This is a genomic window from Glycomyces sp. NPDC021274 (assembly GCF_040641195.1).
Classification (GTDB): Bacteria; Actinomycetota; Actinomycetes; order Mycobacteriales; family Micromonosporaceae; genus Glycomyces.
In genome coordinates, this window is record NZ_JBFADC010000009.1 from 43,411 (window position 1) to 62,189 (window position 18,779).

The following is an 18,779-nucleotide window of genomic DNA, read 5'->3' on the forward strand; positions in this document are numbered from 1 at the left end:
TCGTCTTGCGCGGATGCGACGGCGGTGTCGTGGATCAGTCCTGTCGCCGGATGGTAGTGGCCGGTCCACAGCCGGTGGTTCGACTGTCCGCCAACGTAAGCGCGGCGTGTCAGGCGCTGATGTCCGGAATATGAAAAAGATGTTACGTGGAGAGCATCGCGCACTTGCGGCCTCGGCAAACGCACAGGCGGTCCGTCGCCGGCGCCGGCCCGTGGCATCGTTGAGGCGTGTACCGATCCGAACCCGCGCCGCTGCCCGAACCGCTGCCGCATCCCGTCGCCGACAGCCACACCCACCTCGACCTCGTCGACGTCTTCGGCGCGGAAGAGGAGCTCCCGACGCCCGCCCCCGACGCGCCCGGCGTGCGCGCCCGCCTCGACGAGGCCGAGGCCGCCGGGGTCGCGCGGGTCGTGCAGGTCGGCACCGACATCGAGTCCTCCCGCTGGGCCGCAGCGCTCGCCGCCGCCGACCCGCGCGTGCTCGCCGCAGCCGCCCTGCACCCGAACGACGCCCCGCGCCAGCCGGATCTGGACGCGGCGCTGGCCGAGATCGACGCGATCGCCGCGCTCCCCCGGGTCGCGGCGCTCGGCGAGACCGGCCTGGACTACTTCCGCACCGATGAGACCGGCCGCGCCGCCCAGCAGCGCTCGTTCCGCGCGCACATCGAGATCGCGAAGGCGCGCGGCAAGGCCCTGGTGATCCACGACCGGGACGCCCACGAGGACGTCCTCGCGATCCTCGACGCCGACGGCGCCCCCGACCGCGTTGTCCTGCACTGCTTCTCGGGCGACTTCGCGTTTGCGAAGGAGTGCGCGCGCCGCGGGTTCTTCATGAGCTTCGCCGGGAACGTGACGTTCAAGAACGCCCAGAACCTGCGCGACGCCGCTTCGGTCGCCCCCGCGGAGCTGGTGCTGGTCGAGACGGACGCGCCGTTCATGGCGCCGATCCCCGTGCGCGGCCACCGGAACCACCCGGCGCTCACCAACTACACGGCGCGGTTCCTGGCCGAGCACCTCGACCGCGACCTCGAGGCCTGGTGCGAGCGGCTGTGGGCCAACACGGAGGCGGCCTTCGGCCCCTGGTAGTCGAGCCGAGATCCTATAGGATATATCGTATAGGGTTGGGCGGGAGCGGGCCCTTACGAGATGTCCACGGCCGCTTCGGCGGTCGCGGCGTTCCCCTCGGCGTCCGTCAACGTGAAGGTGACGATCCAGCGCCCCTCCTCGGGCAGGCTGACCTCGCCCGCGAGGATGCCGGTGCGCAGCTCGATGAGGGGCATCTCCTCGGGCGCTTCGCCTTCAAGGCCGTACGTGGCGGTCCACTCCTCGGCGGGGAACGGCTCGCCTGCGAGGTCTGTCGCGAGGATCCGCACGCTGTTGGGCCCGGGCCGGCCCGGCTCGAGCACGACCTGCGCCGAGAACAGCTCGGTGGTGACGAGCGTGGCCGTCTCGGTGGACTCGGCCTCGGTCGTCTCGGTCTCCAGCAGCGCGGTCTTCGCGGGCACGGCCTGCACGAGCACCGACACCGCGCCCATCACGACCGCGAGGAACACGACCTCGACGCCGGCCGCGACCCGCAGCCGCCGCCGGGCCTGCGTGCGGCGCAGCAGCGCCCGCCGCGTGAACAGGCCCGCGCCGACGATCAGAACGAACAGCGCCGCCTTGAGGATCACCAAGCGCCCGTAGGTCGTGTCGGTGAGCGCCTCGATCGAGTCGATGTGGAGCAGCCCCGTCGCGAGCCCGGCCACGAGTACGTTCGCGCACAGCCAGGGCACCAGGACGATCCAGGTCTCGGCGGTCTTGTCGGGGATCTCGGCGTCCTTGCGGCACGCGAGCACCAGGATCGCGATCACCCCGCCCGCCCAGGCCATCGCGGCCGCCAGGTGCACCAGGTCCGCGACGAACGCGACCACAATCGGCTCCGTCGCCATCGGGTGCCCCGCGAGCGGCCAGGTCGCCGCGAGCGCGAGCCCGACGCCGGCGAGGCCGGCCACGAGCAGCGGCTTCGGCTCCTCTTCGCTCGTGACCACGGTCCGCATGAGCGGCAAGGCGAGCAGCACGAGCAGCAGCCGCAGGAGCCCGGCGAGGCCGACGTTCGACTCCATGACGGACTGGAGTCCGACCGCGTCGAGATTGGAGATGCTGGTCCCGGTCTCGTACGCGGCCTGGAGCGGCAGGCCGAGCACCGCGGTCATGGCGACGACCGCGAGCCCGGTCGCGACCGTCTTGGCCACGGCCTCGCGCGGCCGGGCCCCCAGGGCCAGGAAGATCCCGGCGCCGAGCGCGAGGGCCAGCGCGGCGTACCCGAGCCAGCGGTTGCCGTAGAGCAGGGCCTGCACGAACGGATCGGTTCCGGCCGTGAGCGCTTCGGCGCTCGGCGCTTCGCTCTCGACGCCCACGGAGTACGTGAACGTGCCGGAGACGGGGTGCCCGTCGTGGGAGACGACCCGGTAGCCGACGAGGTAGGTGCCCTCCTGGTCGGCGTCGACGGCGATGGTCAGCGTGGTCTCGTCGGCGTTCTGCGAGACCCCGGTGTCGGCTCGGTCACCATCGGGAGCCACCACGCCGGTGGCCGCGTCTACGGGGGTGACTGGTTCGTTGAACTCGACGACGACTTCGCTCGGTGGCGTGTCCAGGAGCGCCCCGGAGGCGGGCGTGGTCTTGGTGGCCGTGGCGTGCGCCCAGGCCCCCGAGGCCCAGAGCGCGCCGAAGAGCACGCCGAGGAGGGCCGCTGCGAGCGACGACCAGGCGAAGCGGGTCGCTTGTGCGGCAGTGCGGCGGTCGTCGGATCGGGAGCGCATCGCCGCTGAGCGTACTCGAATCCGCTTCGTGAATCGAGAGTTGGACCGCAGAAAGGCTGAGCGAGGCACATGGGGAAGTCGAACCGGAATACCGACCGCCGCCAGGCCGCCGAGGCGCTGCGCAAGCAGCAGGCCGCGGAGGCGCGGCGCCGGAAGATCGTGTTCGGAGTGGCGATCGGCGCCGCCGTCGTGCTGATCGGAGGGCTCCTCGCCTGGGGCATCTGGATGAACAGCAAACCCGAGTACGAGGTCAACGAGCCGGCCGCGCAGGTCACCGACACGTACGGGGTGCAGATCGGGGACGGCCCGGTGCAGGTCGACCTCTACATCGACTACATGTGCCCGGCGTGCAACCAGTTCGAGTCCGCGTACGCGGAGCAGATCCAGTCGTGGGTCGACGACGGCTCGGTGACGGTGAACTACCACCCGCTCGCGATCCTCGACCGCTTGAGCGCGGGCACCGAGTACTCCAGCCGCTCGGCCGCGGCCGCCGTGTGCGCCGCCGACGTCGGCGAGCAGCAGTTCCTCGACTACACGCTGGCGCTGTACGCGAACCAGCCCGCCGAGAACACCTCGGGCCTGACGGACGCGGAGCTGATCGCGATCGGCAGGGACGACGTCGGCCTGGACGCCGACTGGCAGTCCTGTGTGGAGGATGAGCAGTACCGCGGCTGGGTCCAGGAGGGCAACGCCAGCGCGACGGGCGACCAGGGCGTCACGGGCACGCCGACGGCGAAGGTCAACGGCGAAGTGGTCGAGAACTCGGCGTTCGCCGACGAGGTCCAGGCCGCCATCAACGCGGGCTGATCTGAGGTTGTTGCAAGGGGCGCGGCCGTTCTCACGGCCGCGCCCCTTTTCGGCGCCGGCGGGACGTGTGCCCGGGCGGGCCGTCCCGCGGAGCCCGACGGGGGGCGGGACTCCGCGGGACGGGGTCGACGGGGTGTCGAAGCCCCGGGCGGGTCCGCGCCCGTTCAGGGCGGACGGTGCCCGGTGGGTGTGCTCCGGCCCCTACGCCCGCATCGCCGCCAGCGCCGTCTCCAGGGAGAAGCCGAAGGGGAGTTCGAGCCGGTGCCGTTGCAGCAGTTCGGTGTCGGCGAGGATGTCGGCTGTCGGGCCGTCGGCGGCGACGCGGCCCGCGTCGAGGATGACCGATCGTTCGCACAGCTGCAGGGCGTACGGCAGGTCGTGGGTGACCAGGAGCAGTGTGGGCGCGGTGGACTGCAGGATCCGGGCGAGGTCGCGGCGGGCGGCCGGGTCGAGGTTGGCGCTCGGTTCGTCGCAGACCACGATGTCCGGCCGCATGGCGAGGACGCCGGCGAGCGCGGCGCGGCGCTGCTGGCCGACCGAGAGGTGGTGCGGCGGGCGGTCGGCGAGGTCGCTGAGGCCCACTGCGGCGAGTGCGGCGGCGACGCGGGCGGCGAGTTCGGGCCCGCGCAGGCCGAGGTTGGCGGGGCCGAAGCCCACGTCGTCGGCGACGGTGGGCATGAACAGCTGGTCGTCCGGGCTCTGGAAGACGATGCCGACGCGGCGGCGGACCTCGGCGAGCGTCTTCTTCTCCACTGTGACACCCCCGACCGACACTTCGCCTTCGGTTGCGGTGAGGAGCCCGGCGAGGTGGAGCATGAGCGTGGTCTTGCCGGCGCCGTTGGGTCCGAGGATGGCGACGCGTTCGCCTACGCGCACGTCGAGGTCGACGCCGTCGAGGGCGCGGTGCCCGTCCGGGTAGACGTGTTCGAGGGCCTTGATGCGGAGGGCGGCAGTGGTTTCGGCGGTCATGCGATCACCGCCGTCCAGGTCGCGATGCCCGCCGCGAGCGCGGGGACGGCGAGTGCGGCGGACCATTGGAGTGCGCTCGCGGGGGCGGGGCCGACTTCGAGCGGGAGCCGCCCGGTGTAGCCGCGGGCGGCCATGGCCTGCCAGACGCGTTCGCCGCGTTCGAAGGAGCGGATGAAGACGACGCCGAGGCTGCGGGCGAGCGCGCCGGCCTGCCACAGGAACCGCGGGTCGTCGCAGCGGGCGAGGCGGGCGAGTCGCATCTGGGTCACTTCCGCGACGGTGAGGTGCGCGTAGCGGATCGCGAACGCGGTGATCTGGAGGAGGATCTCGGGGCAGCGCAGCCGCGAGAGCCCGGCGAGGACTCCGGCGATCGGGGTGGTGGCCGAGAGCAGGAGTGCGGCCCAGACGCCGAGCGTCGCTTTGGCGAGGAGGTTCCATCCGGCCCAAAGGCCCGGTTCGGAGACCTGGAGGAAGCCGATCTGGACGGGGTCGCCTTCGACCATGAACGGGAATGCCAGGGCGAGCACCAGGAACGGTGATTCGACGAGGCTGCGGGAGAGCACCCAGGTGAGCGGGACGCGGGCGAGCGCGAAGAGCCCTGCGATGAGGGCGGCGTAGACCGCGAAGGCCCACACCGCCTCTCGCGGGGTGGCGGCGATGGCGCAGGTGAAGGCGACGAGCGCGACGATCTTCACCTGCGGCCGGAGTCGGTGGACCGGTGAGTCCCCCGGCCGGTGGAGTCCGTCGACCGGGCTCACGCTTCGCCCTGGGTGCGCTTGCCGCGCGCCAGGAGCCAGAAGAACCCGGTGGCGATGGCCAAGGTCAGGAGGACGCCGAGGATCCCGGCGAGCGAGGCCCCGAGGACCTCGTTGTCCAGGAAGGACATCCCGTAGTCGGCGAAGGCGCCGCCGATCTCGTGGTCGCCCGCGGCCTGGAGGACGCAGGCGCCGCCGGTGATCTCGCCGTCAGTGGTGTCGCAGCCGGTGAGGAGCACCGATTCGAGCCCGTCGGGCGACGCGGAGGCGAACAGGGACACGACGCCGGCGAGGAGCAGCGTGACGACGACGCCGGCGATGATGAACGGCCTGGTCTTCACACGGACTCCTTGGCGGTCTCGGCGAGGCGGGTGCCGCGCAGGGCGTGGACGAGGTCGGGGCGGGCGGCGGCGACGGCGGTCACGGCACCGGCGGTGATGACGCCTTCGCCGATGCCGACGAGGACGTGGGTGCCGAGGATCGCGGCGGCCATGGCCCCGAAGGACTGGCCGACCTCCTCGCCGCCGAGCCAGAACTGGAGCACGAACCCGGCCGAGGCGGCGACGACGCTGACGAGCGCGGCCGCGAAGACCGCGACGCCGAGGCCCCAGCGGGTGCGCGGGAGGACCTTGAGCGCCAGGACGATCACGGCGTAGCCGGTGAAGCTGGCGATGACGGCCATGTTCACGACGTTCAGGCCGAGGGCGGTGACGGCCCCGTCGGCGAACAGGAGCGCCTGGATGACGATGACGACGGTGACGCAGAGCGCCCCGAGCCAGGGCCCGAGGAGCGCGGCGGCGAGCGCGCCGCCGAGGAGGTGGCCGGAGACGCCGGCGGCGACGGGGAAGTTGAGCATCTGCGCGGCGAAGATGAACGCGGTGGCGAGGCCCGCGAGCGGCACGAGCCGCTCGTCGAGGTGCCGTCGCGCCATGACCACGCAGAGGCCGACGGCGACGGCGGCCAGGAGGGCGAAGGCGAGGGAGGTCGGTCCGTTGACGACGTCCGTCGGGATGTGCAGCGCCAGGTCTGACACGGGCAGTGCCGCCTTTCGACTGGTTGTGGGGGCCGGGGCGGGCCGGAAGGGTTGGCGGTCGCCTCACCGGATGCAAGGCGCCCACGCGTGGAATCAACAGCCCACTGTCAGGCTATTGCAATTATTTTGCAATAGCCTCATCATCGCCGTCAACCCGGACCGGGAAGTGTCGGGAAGCCGCCGACCGCCGAACAGGGACCGTCAAGCGTGCTCCCAGGCGATTGTCAGGGACGACCAGTAGGGTTGCGACCTGTGAACGTACGACTTCAGCCTGGTGAGACGGCGCCTGATTTCACGCTGACCACCGACACCGGCGACCCGGTGACCTTGTCGAGCCTCCAGGGCCGCAAGGTGATCCTGTTCGCATATCCGAAGGCCATGACGCCCGGCTGCACCAAGGAGGCCTGCGACTTCCGCGACAGCCTCACCGGCCTGCAGGCCGCCGGCTACGCGGTGCTCGGGATCTCCCCCGACGAACCCGAGGCCCTGGCCAAGTTCGTCGAGCGCGACGGCCTGACCTTCCCGCTCCTGTCCGACCCCGAGCACAAGGTGCTCGAGGAGTACGGCGCCTGGGGCGAGAAGAAGAACTACGGCCGCACGATCGTCGGCGTCGTCCGCTCCACGTTCGTCATCGACGAGCACGGCGACATCGAGCTCGCGCAGTACAACGTGAAGGCCACCGGCCACGTCGCGCGCCTGAAGAAGCAGCTCGGCCTCGAGGACTAGTCCAGGTCAGCCCTTCGGCAGGACCACCTGGAACGTCGCTCCGCCGCCGGGCGTCCCGCACAGGCGCACGCAGCCGCCGTGACCCACCACGATGGCCGCGACGATCGACAGGCCCAGCCCCGAGCCGCCTTCGGCGCCGCGGGCGCGGCCCTGGTCGACCCGGTACAACCGCTCGAACACCGCTGCGGCGTGCTCCGGCGCGACACCGGGCCCGGTATCGGCCACCTCGACCACGGCCGCCGGCAGCACCGGGACCTCCCCGACCTGCGCCAGGCACCGCGGCCCGTCGAGGTCCTCGCTCCAGCCGAGGCGCACGGTGATCCGCGCGTCGGGCGGCGTGTGCCGCAGCGCGTTCGCCACCAGGTTCGTCACGACCTGGCGCAGCCGCGGCTCGTCCCCCGTGATGTCGACCGCATCGAGCAGGTCGTCGTCGACCGCGTCGACCTGAACGGAATCGAGCGGGTCGACCTGAGTGGAGTCGAGCGCGTCGACCCGAGTGGAGTCGAGCGCGTCGGCCTGTACGCCGCCTTCGGACGCGCGCAGCGACTCGAGCGCGATGAACCGCCCCGGGTCGCGCAGGTGCGCGTCCCCGACCACGTCGGCGGCGACGCCGAGCAGGTCGACCGGCCCCCGGTGCAATGGCCGCTCCCGGTCGAGGGACGCGAGCAGCATCAAGTCGTCCAGTAGCAGCCCCATCCGCTTCGACTCGGCTTCGATCCGCCCGATGGTCTCGTCCAGCACCGGCCCCGGCGGCACCCCGCCCCGCCGGTACAGCTGCGCGAACCCCTTGATCGAGGTCAGCGGGGTCCGCAGTTCGTGCGAGGCGTCCGCGAGGAACTGCCGCAGGCGCGCTTCAGAGGCGGCGCTCGCGTCGAGCGCCGCCTGGATGCGGGCGAGCATCGTGTTCAGCGCGGCGCCGAGCCGCCCGGTCTCGGTGTGCGGGTCGGTGTCGGTGACGCGCGCGTCGAGTCGGCCTCCGGCGATCGCATCGGCGGTCGCCTGCATCCGGTCGAGCGGGCGCAGGCCCAGCCGCGCGATCCGGAACGCGCTCACCGCCACCAGCAGCAGGATCGCGAGCGTCACGCCGCCGCCGATGAGCAGCAGCGACTCGGTGGCCGCGCCGACGTACTCCGAGGACAGGGCGTACACGACGTACGTGCCGTCCGTCTCGCCCTCCTCCACGAACACCCGCCAGGCGTTCCCGTCCGCGTCAGCGACGGTGTAGGCCTCGCCGGTGTGCGCAGCGAGGTCGCTCAGGCCGGTGAGGTCGGCGGCGTCGTCCTCCTCCTGGATCGGGGTGCCGTCGGCGTCGTAGACGCAGACCTGCGGCGCGTCCGGCTTCTCCGGCTGCGGCCCGGGCGGCTCGGACCCGCCGCCCGGCGGCTCGTCGTGCACCGCCGCCGCGGCTGATCGGAGCTGCGAGTCGATCCGGTCGGTGAGCACGTTCTGGAGCAGGAGCGTCGCCGTCAGGACCGCCGCGGCGAGCGCCAGGGCGCACAGCGCCACGATCGTGACCGCCATGCGGGAGCGGACGGTCCAGTGCCGCCAGCGCCGGGGCCTCGTCACCGGGGGACTCGCGGTTCCCTGAGCGCGTAGCCGAAGCCGCGCACGGTCTGGATGAGCGCCGGTTCGACGTGGTCGATCTTCTTGCGCAGGTAGTACACATAGGACTCGACGATGCGGCCGTTGCCGCCGAAGTCGTAGTTCCAGACCCGGTCGAGGATCTGGGACTTGCTCACGACCTTGCCGGCGTTGAGCATGAGGTAGCGCAGGAGCTTGAACTCGGTGGGCGAGAGCTCGACGGGCAGCCCGGCGCGGCGGACCTCGTGGACCTCCTCGTCGAGTTCGAGGTCGGCGTAGCGGAGCACGCGGTCCTCGGGCGGCGCGGGCGCCTTGGCGCGGCGCAGGATGGCCTGCACCCTGAGGACGACCTCTTCGAGGTCGAAGGGCTTGGTGACGTAGTCGTCGCCGCCGACGGTGAGGCCGGTGACGCGGTCGCGCACCGCGTCGCGGGCGGTGAGGAAGAGGACGGGCAGGTCGCGGGTGGCGCGCAGGCGCGTGGCGACCGCGAAGCCGTCCATGTCGGGGAGCATGACGTCGAGGATCACGAGGTCGGGCTCGAACCGGTCCGCGGCCCGGAGGGCTTCGGCGGCGTCGCGGGCGACCTCGACCTCGAATCCGGTGAGGCGGAGTGTGGCGGAGAGGAGCGCGCCGATGTTCTCCTCGTCGTCGACGACGAGGATGCGGTCTCTGGGCTCGGTCGCTTCGGTCACCTGGACTCCTTCGGTGCTGCGTACCCGGCATGTCTACCGGGGTGGACCGCAGCGGTGCTGGGAGTCGGCTCAAAGAACGGTAAGAGTCAGCGGGTGAGCGCGGGCGGGCGGGCTCCGGCGGCCTCGTCGAGCTCGAGGAGCCGCCGGGCGGTCTCGGCGGTGCCGGTGCGCAGCACGTGCTCGCGCAGGCGGCGGTACCGGTCGAGGAGGGCGGCCTGCTCCTCCTGCGGCAGCAGCCCCGACCGCTGCACCGCGAGGGCGAGGGCGGCGACCCGCGCGAGGTCGCGGGCGGCACCGTTGTCAGCGTTCATGCCACGACCGTCCACGTTGCAGGCGTCTTCCAGGCGAACCGGAGGTGAACCGGACCGGACGCGGCTGCAACGATCGATGTCCGATTTGCCCCTGAACGGGTTCTCCGGTTCTCCGCCTCGAATCGGCCGGCAGCCGTGGGGCGATTGCTGGCATAAGTAGGCATTGTGATGGTATGACCTCATGGGGGGCTCCCTCATCCGAGCACTGGGCTCCCCGACGCGACCATGCGGAAGGATTCCCATGTCTGCCAAGCAAGAAGCGAACGACCAGGGCACCGGCGGCTGCCCCGTGCGGCACAGCCGCGCACTGCTCCCCGTCCAAGGCGGCGGCAACCAGGGCTGGTGGCCCGACCGGCTCAACCTCAAGCTCCTCGCGAAGAACCCGCCCGTGCGCGATCCGCTCGGCGCGGACTTCGACTACGGTGCGGCGTTCGAGTCCCTCGACCTCCCCGCGGTCAAGCGCGACATCGAAGCGGTCATGACCGACTCCAAGGACTGGTGGCCGGCCGACTTCGGGCACTACGGGCCCATGTTCATCCGCATGGCCTGGCACAGCGCGGGCACGTACCGCATCAGCGACGGCCGCGGCGGCGCCGGCACCAGCCAGCAGCGGTACGCGCCGCTCAACAGCTGGCCGGACAACATCAACCTCGACAAGGCCCGGCGGCTGCTGTGGCCGGTCAAGCAGAAGTACGGCCGCAGCCTCTCCTGGGCCGACCTGCTCATCCTCACCGGGAACGTGGCCCTGGAGTCGATGGGCCTGCGCACCTTCGGGTTCGGCGGCGGCCGGGCGGACGTGTGGGAGGCCGACGAGGACATCTACTGGGGCCCGGAGACCGACTGGCTCGACGACCAGCGCCGCGGCGAGGACCGCCAGATCGAGGACGCGTTCGCCGCGGCCCAGATGGGCCTCATCTACGTGAACCCGCAGGGCCGGGGCGGCGTCCCCGACCCGGTGGACTCGGCCCACGACATCCGCGAGACGTTCCGGCGCATGGCGATGAACGACGAGGAGACCGTGGCGCTCATCGTCGGCGGCCACACGTTCGGCAAGACGCACGGCGCCGCTCCTGAAGAGCACCTGGGCGCCGAGCCCGAGGCCGCGCCGCTGGAGGCGCAGGGCCTGGGCTGGGCGAACACGCACGGCACCGGCAAAGGCAACGACACGATCACCAGCGGTCTTGAAGGGATCTGGACGAACACGCCGATCACCTGGGACAACAGCTTCCTGGAGATCCTGTTCGGCTTCGAGTGGGAGCTGTGCGAGAGCCCGGCGGGCGCGCACCAGTGGCGGCCGAAGGACGGGGCGGGCGAAGGCACGGTGCCTGACGCGCACGACCCGACGAAGCGGCACGCGCCGACGATGCTCACCACCGACCTGGCGCTGCGCTTCGACCCGGTGTACGAGGCGATCTCGCGGCGCTTCCTGGAGCACCCGGACGAGCTCGCCGACGCGTTCGCGCGCGCGTGGTTCAAGCTCACCCACCGCGACCTGGGGCCGATCGTCCGCTACCGCGGCCCGGAGGTGCCCGCCGAGCAGCTCATCTGGCAGGACCCGCTGCCGGCCGCGACGTACGAGCCGATCGACGCCGACGACATCGCGCAGCTGAAGGAGCGGGTCCTCGCGTCGGGCCCGACGCTGCGGCAGTTCATCGCCGCCGCCTGGGGCGCGGCCTCGTCGTTCCGCGGCAGCGACAAGCGCGGCGGCGCCAACGGCGGGCGCATCCGGCTGGAACCGCAGAGGGACTGGGAGGTCAACGAACCGGAGTCGCTGGCCATGGTCCTGCGCGCGCTCGAAGGCGTGCAGGCGGAGTTCAACGCGCACGCCGGCGGCAAGGGCGTCTCGCTCGCGGACCTCGTCGTCCTGGCCGGTTCGGCGGCGGTCGAGCGGGCCGCGCAGCTCGCGGGGCACCAGGTCGAGGTGCCGTTCTCGCCCGGCCGGGTTGACGCGTCGCAGGAGCAGACCGACGTCGAGTCGTTCGGGCCGCTCGAGCCGACCGCGGACGGGTTCCGCAACTACCTCGGCAAGGACCACCCGCTGCCGGCCGAGTACCTGCTGGTCGACCGGTCGAACCTGCTGGGCCTCACGGTCCCTGAGATGACCGTCCTCATCGGCGGCCTGCGCGTCCTGGGCGCGAACTTCGAGGACTCGCCGGTCGGCGTCCTCACCGAGCGGCCCGGGACGCTCACGAACGACTACTACCGGAACCTGCTCTCGCTCGACATCGACTGGGAGCCTGCGGGTCACGACTCGCAGACGTACGAGGGCCGCGACCGCGCCACCGGCGCGGTGAAGTGGACCGGGTCCCGCGTGGACCTCGTCTTCGGCTCCAACGCCGAGCTCCGGGCGGTCGCCGAGGTGTACGCGGCCGACGACGCCGAGGAGCACTTCGTGCGCGCCTTCGTCGCCGCCTGGGCGAAGGTGATGGACCTGGACCGCTTCGACCTGCGCTGACGCACACGACGATGGCGGCCCCCGGCGCTTCGCCGGGGGCCGCCTCGCGCCCGCACCGTCGAAGGCATCGACTCGCCGGGCCTGCACGCCTCCCGGTCGGCGGGTCGCGCCGACCGCTTTCGCACCGGGCGGCTGCCGCGCCGATCGCCTGGCACGCAGCACAGTCGAGTCTCGACGGTGCCTCCGGATGTCCGGCGGGCCCGCTGCGGGCTCAGGCGTCCCGCGGCGGGCGCTCGCCCGAACCGCGTTCGATGAAGCGGGTCGGCAGTTCGATGCGCCGGGTGAACCCGAGCGGGTCCCCCATGCGCTCGATCGCGAGCCGGGCCGCGCGGCGGCCGAGCTCGACCGGGTCGTGGGAGATGACGCTGACCCCGAGCACATCCGCGGTGTCGAAGTCGTCGAAGCCGATGAGGGCCGGCGCGTCCTCGCCGAGGCCGCGGAGGGCGCGCAGCGCCCCGATCGTCATCCGGTTGTTCCCGGTCACGACCGCGGTCGGCGGGTCCTCGCCGGAGAGCAGGTCGGCCACGATCCGCTCCGGCGCGGCGCGCGGGTCGTCCACGAGCCGCTCCCAGCGCTCGGTGCCGCCGATGCCGTACGCGGCCATGGCCTCCCGGTACCCCTGCACCCGTTCGACCTGGGCGCGGACCGCGGCGGGGTTGCACACGTAGCCGATGCGGCGATGGCCGCGGGCGAGCAGCCGCGAGGTCGCGTCGAAGACGCCGCTGCGGTTGGCGAGCACGATCGCGTCGGCCACCAGGTTGCTCGCGGGCCGGTCGATGGCGATCACGGGCGTCCCGAGGTGCCGCTCCCCTTCGAGATAGGACTGGTCGCCCGCGACGGGCACGAGGAGGAGCGCGCCGACGCGCTGCGCGAGCAGGGCGTCGACCACCCGCTGCTCGCCGTCCGGGGTGTCGCCGGTGGTGGCGACGACGAGCGCGTTCCCGTTGCGCGAGGCCTCCTGCTCGATCCCGGAGGCGATCCCGTAGTAGAACGGGTTCCCGAGCTCGCCCATGACGAAGCCGATCGTGTCGGTGCCGCCGCCGCGGCGCAGGGTCCGCGCCAGCGAGTTCGGGCGGAACCGCAGCCGCTTCGCGGCGTCGAGGACCCGCTCCACGGTCGCCGGGGCGACGAGGTCCCGGTTCCCGAACACGCGCGACACGGTCTTCGAGCTGACCCCCGCGAGTCGCGCGACGTCCTCGACCGTCGCGCGCTGCTGCACCCCCATACCGGCCCCCTCCACTTGAAAGTTGAGCTTACCCGGTCAAGTTAAGCGATGTCCATCGTCGGACAGTCGAACGAGTTTCGGCAAATTGAAGGCCGCGCGATCGAAATGAATCACCAGTTCAACGCGGAGATCGAGGTCACCCTGGTCACCGATCGATAACAAGACAGCGTTGACATGAACTTGCGATTAACCGGTTCAGAACCTAGGCTTTCGAGAGCTCCGCTTGAACGGCCGCGCGGAGCAGTTCAATGAAGAACCCGACAAGGAGTCCCTCATGACAAAGAAGGCATTGGCCGGTGTCGCGACCTTCGCCGCCGCCGCTATCGCCTTGAGCGGTTGCACCACCGGCGGCGCCGGCGACAACGACCCCTCGAACACGATCGACGGCGAGGTGAAGGGCGACCTCAAGATCATCACCTGGCGCACCGACCTCGTCGAGAACGGCAAGTTCGACGAGTACATCGCGGCGTTCGAAGAGCAGTACCCGGACGTCACGGTCGAAGTCGAAGGCATCACCGACTACGCGGGCGAGATGCAGACCCGCCTCAGCAGCGACAACTACGGCGACGTGATCGGCATCCCGGCCGCGATCCAGCCGGACCAGTTCGAGCAGTTCCTCGAGCCGCTCGGCGAGAAGGCCGAGTTCGAGGAGACCTACCGGTTCCTCAACGGCGCCGCCTACGACGGCACCCAGTACGGGCTCGCCATCGGCGGCAACGCGAACGGCGTCCTCTACAACAAGCGGGTCTTCGAGCAGGCCGGGATCACCGAGCTGCCCACCACCCCCGAGGCGTTCATCGCCGCGCTGCAGCAGGTCGAGGACAACACCGACGCCATCCCGATGTACACCAACTACAAGGACGGCTGGCCCCTCGGCCAGTCCTTCGGGAACCTCGGCGGCGTCACCGCCGACCCCGACGCCTCCAGCGAGATGGCGAAGGACCCCGCGCCCTGGACCGAGGGCAAGGACATGTACGCGATCGACTCCCTGCTCTACGACGCGGTCGCCGCGGGCCTCACCGAAGAGGACCCGCTGACCACGAACTGGGAGCAGTCCAAGATCGACATCGCGACCGGCAAGATCGGCACGATGACCCTCGGCTCCTGGGCGATCTCGCAGATGCAGGCCGCCGCCGAGGCCAACGGCGCCTCCGCGGACGACATCGGCTACATGGCGTTCCCCGCGAACGTCGACGGCACCCAGTACGCGGTCATCGGCGGCGACTACAACCTCGCCGTCAGCCGCCACTCCGAGTCCAAGGCCGCGGCCTGGGCCTGGATCCAGTGGTTCATCGAGGAGTCGGGCTTCGCCGAGAACGAGGCCATGATCTCCACCGTGAAGGCCGACCCGCTGCCCCAGAACCTCGCGGGTCTGGAGGAGAACGGCGTCGAGCTCATGGAGATGAACGCCGCTCCCGCCGGTGAGGAGGGCCTGCTCAACGAGGTCTCCAGCGACTCGCAGGTCGACCTGTTCGGCAACATCTACCGCCAGGAGCTCGTCGACGTCGCCCGCGGCGCCGCCGACGGCGACAAGGCGAGCGTCTTCGCCGACCTGAACGCCCGCTGGGGCGAGTCGGTCGAACGGGTCGCGAGCTAAAGGGAATCCCATGGCGATCAACGCAACCGGTGCCGCCGCGGCGGACACCAGCGCCGACCGCCTCCACCCGGAGGGCCGCCCCGCGCGGCCCTCCGGGGCCGCCCGGCGGCGGACCTGGAGGCACACGCGGCGCCAGCTCACCCCGTACCTTTTCATCGCGGCGGCGGTCGCGCTGCTGCTCCTGCTCACGTACTGGCCCGCGGCGAACCTGCTGTACTTCAGCGTCACCGACTGGGACGGGCTCGACCAGGACCTCAACTACGTCGGCGCCGAGAACTACGTGCAGGTCTTCACCGATCCGCGCATCTTCGAGGTCTTCTTCGTCAGCCTCTACTACTTCGGGGCCTCGTTCCTCCAGATCGGGCTGGCCCTGTACTTCGCGACGATCCTGAGCTTCAACACGAAGTTCAGGAACTTCTTCCGCGGCGTGCTGTTCTTCCCGTACCTCATCAACGGCGTCGCCATCGGGTTCGTGTTCCTGTACCTGTTCCAGCCGGACGGGACGCTCGACACGGTCCTGTCGTGGTTCGGCCTGGCCGACCCGCCGCAGTGGATCGGCGACCCCGACGTCGCGAACTGGTCCCTCGCGGGCACCAGCGTGTGGCGGTACATGGGCATGAACTTCGTGCTGTTCCTCGGTGCGATCCAGTCGATCCCGAGCGACATCTACGAGGCGGCCGAGCTCGACGGCGCCAACAAGTGGCAGCAGTTCTGGGCGATCATCCTGCCGGGCATCCGCCGGATCATCGGCCTGTGCTTCGTCCTGTCGATCGCGGGCTCGCTCAGCGTCTTCGAGATCCCGTTCATCATGACCGGCGGCGCGAACGGCACCTCCACGTTCGTCATCCAGACCATCCAGACCGCGTTCACCCACCGCCAGGTCGGGGTCGCCTCCGCGATGGCCGTGGTCCTGCTCGTGATCGTCCTCGTGGTCACGTTCGTGCAGCGCAAGCTGTTCCCCGACGAGAAGGTGGACCTGACATGACCACCATCCACAATGTCCAGCGCCCGGGCGTGAAGGCCCAGCGGGTCACCGTCGGCACCGCGAAGTACCTCAGCCTGGTCATCGCCGCGGCGTGCACGCTCCTGCCGCTCGTCACGGTGCTGTTCGCGAGCCTGAAGACCGCGGAGGAGTACGGCTCGACCGGCGCGCTCACGCCGCCGTCGAACTGGTTCAACCTGTCGAACTTCGTCACCGCCTTCGACAGCGGCAAGATGCTCGAGGGCATCGTCAACACCGGGATCGTCCTCGCCGTCTCGCTGGCGGGCACGATCCTCATCGGCACCATGGCCGCCTACGGCCTCGACCGGTTCGAGTTCCGCGGCAAGAAGCTCGTGTTCGCGCTGTTCCTCATCGCCACGCTCGTCCCGGGCGTGACGAGCCAGGTCGCCACGTTCCAGGTCATCAACGGCATGGGCCTGTACGACACGAAGGCCGCGCTGATCCTGCTGTTCATGGGCACCGACATCATCGCGATCTACCTGTTCATCCAGTTCATGCAGGCCATCCCGCCGTCCCTGGACGAGGCCGCGATGATCGACGGCGCGAACCGGTGGACGATCTACTGGAAGATCGTGCTGCCGCTGCTGCGGCCGGCGATCGCCACGGTCGTGATCATCAAGGGCATCGCGATCTACAACGAGTTCTACACGCCGTTCCTGTACCTGCCCTCGCAGGACATGATCTCGACGTCGCTGTTCCGGTTCAAGGGGCCGTTCGGCGCGCAGTGGGAGGTCATCTCGGCCGGGACGCTCATCGTCATCATCCCCACCCTCGTCGCGTTCCTGTTCCTCCAGCGTTGGATCTACAGGGGCCTCACCTCGGGAGCCGTGAAATGAGCACGAACCCTCTCGCCCCGTACGTGGCGGGGATGACCTGGGGCTGGACCGGCATACGCGGCACCTGGGCGGTCCCGGAGGCCGCCGCGTCGATGCGCGCGATGCTCGGCATCGGCGCCAACTGGACCGCGCTCGCCTACGCCGCCGTGCAGGAGACCGCCCAGTCCACCGAGGTGCCGTTCCGCGAGGCGCCCACGGTCAGCGACGACGAGGTGGTGTGGGCGATCCGCGAGGCGAAGTCCCACGGCCTCAAGGTCTGCCTCAAGCCCGTGGTCAACGTCGGCGACGGCACCTGGCGCGCGCACATCGGCTTCTTCGACCAGGACGTGCCAGGGGAGCCGACATGGGGCGAGTGGTTCGCGTCCTACCGGGAGTTCATCCTGCACGCGGCCCGCATCGCCGCCGCCGAGGGCTGCGAGATGCTCTGCGTCGGATGCGAAATGGTCCGCGCCGACGCCCGCGAGGCCGAGTGGCGCGCGCTCATCGCCGACGTGCGCGAGGTGTACTCGGGGCTCGTCACGTACAACTGCGACAAGTACCAGGAGGACCGCGTCACCTGGTGGGACGCCGTGGACGTGGTCTCCTCCAGCGGCTACTACCCGATCGACCGGTGGGAGGCCGAGCTCGACCGCATCGAGCCCGCCGTCGCGGGCAGGCCGTTCTTCTTCATGGAGGCCGGCTGCCCGTCCCGCACCGGCTCGCCCGACCGGCCCAACGACTGGTCCCTGCCGGGCGAGCCGTCGGGTGCGGAGCAGGCCCGGTACTACGAGGCCATGTTCGCGGCGTGCGACGCCCGCCCTTGGGTCGGCGGCTTCATGCTCTGGGACTGGCCGCCGCGCCTCTACGCCGAGCACGAGGCCGCCGCGAACGACGACTACTGCCCGTACGGCAAGCCCGCGGCCGACGTGATCGCCCGCCACTACACCGAGAGGACCGCCCGGTGAACGGTGCGACCGCGACACTGGCGATCGACGCAGGGCAGACCAGTGTCAAAGTGCGCCTTCGGGACGGGGGTCGCGCCACCGAGTGGTCGGCCCCCGGCGTCCGCACCGACGGCCCGCTCCTGCCCCAGCTCGCCGCCGTGGTCGACCGGGCCGTCGCCGAAGGCCACGCCTTTGAACGGCTCGCGCTCGGCGTCTCGGGCCTGGAGTCCGCGCACACCGAAGCGGCCGGGCTCCTCGAGCGGTACCGGCACGGCGGCGTCAGGTCCGTCCACATCGCACACGACTCGGTATCGGCGTTCCTCGGCGCGCTCGGCGACGAACGCGGCGCCGTGGTCGCCGCCGGCACAGGCGTCGTGACACTCGCGGTGGGCCGCACCGACGTCGCCCGGGTCGACGGCTGGGGCCACCTCATCGGCGACGCCGGCAGCGGCTACTGGGTCGGGCGGGCGGCCCTGGACGCGGTCATGCGCGCCCACGACGGCCGCGGCGACGCGACCGCGCTCACCGGCCTCGTCACGGCCGACTTCCCCGACCTCGAGCGCGCCTACCTCGAACTCCAGGCCGACCCGGATCGCGTGCGCCGCACCGCCGGATACGCCCGCGCCGTCACCACCGCGGCGGCCGGCGGCGACCTGGTCGCCGCCGCCATCCTCGCCGACGCGGGCCGCGAACTCGCACTCTCGGCCCTCGCCGGCCTGCGCCGCACCGGCGAGGCGAGCGCGGCGAAACCACGCGTGCGCGGCATCGGCGGCGTCTTCACCGACCCGGCGCTGGCCGAGGCGTTCACCCGTGAGGTCCGCGCGAGCCTTCCGGGAGCCGATGTGGCCGTGGGCGAATCGAACCCGCTCGACGGCGCGGGCCTGCTCCCGGACGTCGCCGCGTCGAGCGCCCTCGCCACGCGCATCGCCGCCGCGCACGTGCCACAGGCCGGCACCTGAGGAGAGCTGTTGCATTGCGGCACAAGCAGACAAACCAGTTGCGAGCACCCAGCACCCGAGGTGCACCGCTTCCCGACGTGCCGTCCTGCCCCATCCAACACCCGAAC

General features: G+C 71.2%; 18 protein-coding genes. 9 read left to right on the forward strand and 9 right to left on the reverse strand.

The features are described 5' to 3' along the window. Window positions 1-227 precede the first annotated feature (227 nt). Window positions 228-1,085: a TatD family hydrolase gene (locus AB0I03_RS19075; RefSeq protein ID WP_360414603.1), complete on the forward strand. Its 858-nt coding sequence runs from the start codon at window positions 228-230 to the stop codon at window positions 1,083-1,085. Window positions 1,086-1,138: 53 nt separating this feature from the next. On the opposite strand, the gene AB0I03_RS19080 is transcribed toward AB0I03_RS19075, so the two are convergent. After that, entirely contained in the window at window positions 1,139-2,800 is a 1,662-nt protein-coding gene (locus AB0I03_RS19080) for a copper resistance protein CopC (protein WP_360414606.1), read from the reverse strand. A gap of 69 nt (window positions 2,801-2,869) precedes the next feature. On the opposite strand from AB0I03_RS19080, the gene AB0I03_RS19085 reads away from it, so the two are divergent. Then, window positions 2,870-3,607, forward strand: a complete 738-nt coding sequence (locus AB0I03_RS19085; protein WP_360414609.1) for a thioredoxin domain-containing protein — start codon at window positions 2,870-2,872, stop codon at window positions 3,605-3,607. Between the two features lie 201 nt (window positions 3,608-3,808). On the opposite strand, the gene AB0I03_RS19090 is transcribed toward AB0I03_RS19085, so the two are convergent. From AB0I03_RS19090 to AB0I03_RS19105, 4 genes are read right to left on the reverse strand one after another with little or no spacing between them, the layout of a single operon-like run. Beyond that, on the reverse strand, window positions 3,809-4,576 hold the full coding sequence (locus tag AB0I03_RS19090) for an ABC transporter ATP-binding protein (RefSeq protein WP_360414611.1): 768 nt from the start codon (window positions 4,574-4,576) through the stop codon (window positions 3,809-3,811). After that, window positions 4,573-5,334, reverse strand: coding sequence for a cobalt ECF transporter T component CbiQ (gene cbiQ, locus AB0I03_RS19095; protein WP_360414613.1), 762 nt, complete (start codon window positions 5,332-5,334; stop codon window positions 4,573-4,575). Before cbiQ ends, AB0I03_RS19090 begins: the two co-directional genes overlap by 4 nt. Next, a complete protein-coding gene (locus AB0I03_RS19100) occupies window positions 5,331-5,672 on the reverse strand; it encodes a PDGLE domain-containing protein (RefSeq protein ID WP_360414615.1) in 342 nt (113 codons plus the stop codon). Before AB0I03_RS19100 ends, cbiQ begins: the two co-directional genes overlap by 4 nt. Beyond that, window positions 5,669-6,364 (reverse strand): energy-coupling factor ABC transporter permease, encoded by a 696-nt coding sequence (locus tag AB0I03_RS19105; protein ID WP_360414617.1) that lies wholly within the window; start codon window positions 6,362-6,364, stop codon window positions 5,669-5,671. The genes AB0I03_RS19100 and AB0I03_RS19105 overlap by 4 nt, the downstream gene beginning before the upstream one ends. 252 nt (window positions 6,365-6,616) lie before the next feature. Between AB0I03_RS19105 and bcp the strand changes: the two genes are divergently transcribed. Beyond that, window positions 6,617-7,090, forward strand: coding sequence for a thioredoxin-dependent thiol peroxidase (gene bcp / locus AB0I03_RS19110; protein ID WP_360414619.1), 474 nt, complete (start codon window positions 6,617-6,619; stop codon window positions 7,088-7,090). A 6-nt stretch (window positions 7,091-7,096) separates the two neighbouring features. Here the strand turns inward: bcp and AB0I03_RS19115 are convergent, their stop codons facing one another. The 3 genes from AB0I03_RS19115 to AB0I03_RS19125 all read right to left on the reverse strand — a co-directional run bounded on the left by AB0I03_RS19115 (window position 7,097) and on the right by AB0I03_RS19125 (window position 9,674). Next, window positions 7,097-8,656, reverse strand: coding sequence for a HAMP domain-containing sensor histidine kinase (locus AB0I03_RS19115; protein ID WP_360414621.1), 1,560 nt, complete (start codon window positions 8,654-8,656; stop codon window positions 7,097-7,099). Then, window positions 8,653-9,363, reverse strand: a complete 711-nt coding sequence (locus AB0I03_RS19120) for a response regulator transcription factor (RefSeq protein WP_360414623.1) — start codon at window positions 9,361-9,363, stop codon at window positions 8,653-8,655. The genes AB0I03_RS19115 and AB0I03_RS19120 overlap by 4 nt, the downstream gene beginning before the upstream one ends. A gap of 86 nt (window positions 9,364-9,449) precedes the next feature. Continuing rightward, window positions 9,450-9,674, reverse strand: coding sequence for a hypothetical protein (locus tag AB0I03_RS19125; protein WP_360414625.1), 225 nt, complete (start codon window positions 9,672-9,674; stop codon window positions 9,450-9,452). 241 nt (window positions 9,675-9,915) lie between these two features. On the opposite strand from AB0I03_RS19125, the gene katG reads away from it, so the two are divergent. Then, window positions 9,916-12,129, forward strand: coding sequence for a catalase/peroxidase HPI (gene katG, locus AB0I03_RS19130; protein ID WP_360414627.1), 2,214 nt, complete (start codon window positions 9,916-9,918; stop codon window positions 12,127-12,129). A gap of 211 nt (window positions 12,130-12,340) precedes the next feature. Here katG and AB0I03_RS19135 read toward each other — a convergent pair whose 3' ends face one another. Then, a complete protein-coding gene (locus tag AB0I03_RS19135) occupies window positions 12,341-13,354 on the reverse strand; it encodes a LacI family DNA-binding transcriptional regulator (protein ID WP_360414630.1) in 1,014 nt (337 codons plus the stop codon). A 274-nt stretch (window positions 13,355-13,628) separates the two neighbouring features. On the opposite strand from AB0I03_RS19135, the gene AB0I03_RS19140 reads away from it, so the two are divergent. Genes AB0I03_RS19140 through AB0I03_RS19160 form a run of 5 tightly spaced genes read left to right on the forward strand, consistent with a single transcriptional unit; the run spans window position 13,629 to window position 18,672 of the window. After that, the gene (locus tag AB0I03_RS19140) at window positions 13,629-14,951 is read left to right on the forward strand and encodes an extracellular solute-binding protein (protein WP_360414632.1); all 1,323 of its coding nucleotides are present in this window, start codon (window positions 13,629-13,631) and stop codon (window positions 14,949-14,951) included. Between the two features lie 10 nt (window positions 14,952-14,961). Further along, complete coding sequence (locus AB0I03_RS19145) at window positions 14,962-15,936, forward strand: sugar ABC transporter permease (RefSeq protein WP_360414634.1); 975 nt, start codon at window positions 14,962-14,964, stop codon at window positions 15,934-15,936. Next, on the forward strand, window positions 15,933-16,790 hold the full coding sequence (locus AB0I03_RS19150; protein WP_360414636.1) for a carbohydrate ABC transporter permease: 858 nt from the start codon (window positions 15,933-15,935) through the stop codon (window positions 16,788-16,790). Before AB0I03_RS19145 ends, AB0I03_RS19150 begins: the two co-directional genes overlap by 4 nt. Next, a complete protein-coding gene (locus tag AB0I03_RS19155) occupies window positions 16,787-17,734 on the forward strand; it encodes a 1,4-beta-xylanase (RefSeq protein WP_360414638.1) in 948 nt (315 codons plus the stop codon). Before AB0I03_RS19150 ends, AB0I03_RS19155 begins: the two co-directional genes overlap by 4 nt. Then, entirely contained in the window at window positions 17,731-18,672 is a 942-nt protein-coding gene (locus AB0I03_RS19160) for a BadF/BadG/BcrA/BcrD ATPase family protein (RefSeq protein WP_360414640.1), read from the forward strand. Before AB0I03_RS19155 ends, AB0I03_RS19160 begins: the two co-directional genes overlap by 4 nt. Window positions 18,673-18,779 lie beyond the last annotated feature (107 nt).